3 protein-coding genes are annotated in these 2287 nt (G+C 67.1%); all 3 read right to left on the reverse strand.

Going from position 1 to position 2287, the window contains the following annotated elements; all coding sequences use genetic code 11:
- On the reverse strand, positions 1 to 227 hold a 227-nt coding region (locus JOZ06_RS19930; protein ID WP_293235678.1), incomplete at its 3' end, for a hypothetical protein.
- A 310-nt stretch (positions 228 to 537) separates the two neighbouring features.
- Positions 538 to 1686 (reverse strand): hypothetical protein, encoded by a 1149-nt coding sequence (locus JOZ06_RS19935; RefSeq protein ID WP_293235680.1) that lies wholly within the window; start codon positions 1684 to 1686, stop codon positions 538 to 540.
- Positions 1687 to 1887: 201 nt separating this feature from the next.
- A partial coding sequence (locus JOZ06_RS19940) for a hypothetical protein (protein WP_293235682.1) occupies positions 1888 to 2287 on the reverse strand: 400 nt, incomplete at its 5' end.

Here is a 2287-nt window from a genome sequence, read left to right on the forward strand (position 1 = left end):
CTGACGTCGTGGACGCCGGAGACCGTTCGAATAACCCTGATCAGATGATGCCCGGCATCAATGTCGTATAGCGAAATGGATCCTCTGTCCTTTGGCGCCTGATTGACTGCGTAGAGGATCCGTTGAGTCTCGGCGCGTGCCGTTTGCGTCAGGAATGCGCCAACTGACATGACAAAGGAAACCATCAGGCGCGCTATCAGCAATGCGCGCCTGCGTGTATCAGCCATCTCCGCCCCCATACTGCGATAGCGTCGTGAACGCTGCTACTCGGGGACGACGCTGCGCCGAGCTGGTGATTATGGTCAATGACTATCTCGGAGGAGATCGGTGCTGGCGTTGGCTGGCCACTCGTATTGGTCGGAGACAACCGCCATCTCCTTGACCTCCTCACCGAACCAGAGACCCGGGGCGTGACGGACGCTCGCTCGGTTGTCGAACACCATGTCCTTCCGGGCGGCGAGGGAGGCTTCGAGGACCTCGACGAGCGGGGACGTGGCGCGCGCGGGCTATGAGGCGGCTATGACGGAGGCGCTGCCATCACTCGGCCGCCGAAGGCTGCCACCCCCGCGATGCGCGCGGGCGCGGCGCCCGGCGTCCGCTACTGCGGAAGCACTTGGCAGTTCCCTTGAGCATCAGCGCTGAATCCAGGGGCATCACGTTGTTCCCGGAGATACGGACTGCGGTACCCGTCGGCATCCGCACGAGGCGTTCGTCGAAATGGTCGTAGAAACAGGAAACTTGCGCGCGCGCCGGCTCGGCAAGGACCGAGACCATCCACACGTGCGACGACGTGGGCAGCCGCGCCTCCTCAAAGGACGTGAACGAGCCGACCGCTGAGAAGGGGATCTTCCCCTGCAGCATGGCCTTTGCGTAGCCGTGAGGATCCCAGGTGGATTCACCCTTCAGGTAGGGGATATCCGGAACGCCGAAGCCCCCCCTTGGCGACGGGGCCGCACCCTCTGCGTTCCCGGAACCGCCCGGCGGCACGGTTCGTGGAGCGGCCGTCCGCTGCACCGGTGCGTTCGGGACAGGCGCGCCGGATCCCACCCGGTCGTAACAGGCGACGCGATCCGAAGGGGAGGCGATATCGCGGCAGGACGGCTGCCCGCTGGCGGCCAAAGGCGGCTGGGACACGTCCGCCGTCTGGAACGGCTTCGGCAGGCGAACCCGGCGGTCGGCGGCGTAGCGCGCCACAGCCTCGACGGTGGGCGTGGTTCCCGGCAGGGAGAACACCTGCGGGCCGCCGATGCCGGAGCCGTCGGCGCCGACGAGGCTGGCTGTCATCCGGTGCAGCGCGGTGAAGTCGTGGAGCCACGGCGCCACTTGATCGGGGCGCACGACGGCGGTGGCGTTCAAGGAATGGAAGGATGCAGGGAATTCGAAAGCGTCCCCGTTGTCGAAAGCGACCTTCAGGGTGAGCTGCGCGGACGCCTCGGGAGATACGCTGAGGAGGAACTCGCGGATGTAGAGCGTTCCCGGATGTTCGTCCGAGAAGCCGACCTTGAAGCTCGTCGCCCCGGCTCCCTCCGCGGACCCCTCCACGTAGACCCCGGGGACGTCGCCGGGCAGGGCATAGGCATCCCAACCGCCATTGTGGGTGAGCCGGTCGTAGTGGTCGGCCATCGCCGGGCGCCCGGCGAAGAGCAGGAAGCACTGAACGCTGCACGCGAGAACAGCCTTCCGCATCGGCAACCTCTCCGAGCTATGGCTGCCGTTCCGGTTAAGCGGCGACGAGGCCCGCTGTATGTCTCGCTGGCGAGGGTGTCAATGTCGTTCCGGGTGCGGGCTGTCCGGCACCGCTCCTCCTGATCATGACGGGGATGGGCGTTTCGTCGAGAGCGTGCCCCGTTCCCGCCCCTCACGTGGGCTCGCAAGTGGCACCCTCGCCTACGGAGCCGCGACGGCGAGCTCCTGCTTCCGGTCGGCGCGGGCGGTCCGTTGCGCGGCCTCTCCAGCGCGCGACAGCACCAAGATGGCTTCCTTCCCGAGCGACGACCGTTCCACGAGACCGGCGGCGGTCATCATGTTGAGCACCCGGGTGAGGTTGGCCTGCCCCAGCCCGAGATGCCGTCCGATGTCCAAGCGGTGCGCCCGGCCTCCGTTCGAGGCCAGGAAGCGCAGGGCCTCGGCCACGTGCTGGCGGCGGGTCACGTCGACCGCGCCGAACACCTCTCCGACGCTGATCGACTCGCTGATGAGATCATTCAGGGCGCCGATCCGCTCGCCGAGCGAGGGTTGGCCGCTCCGCGCCATGAGGGAGGCGGCAGCCTCAAGGATGTCACTCCAG

Origin of the sequence: Paludibacterium sp., from assembly GCF_019232825.1 — a bacterium.
Lineage (GTDB): Bacteria > Pseudomonadota > Gammaproteobacteria > Burkholderiales > Chromobacteriaceae > Paludibacterium.

What these genes read in the sequence shown, in the direction of transcription:
- JOZ06_RS19935 (WP_293235680.1), bottom strand. Translation starts at nt 1,686, where the DNA reads ATGCGGAAGGCTGTTCTCGCGTGCAGCGTTCAGTGCTTCCTGCTCTTC.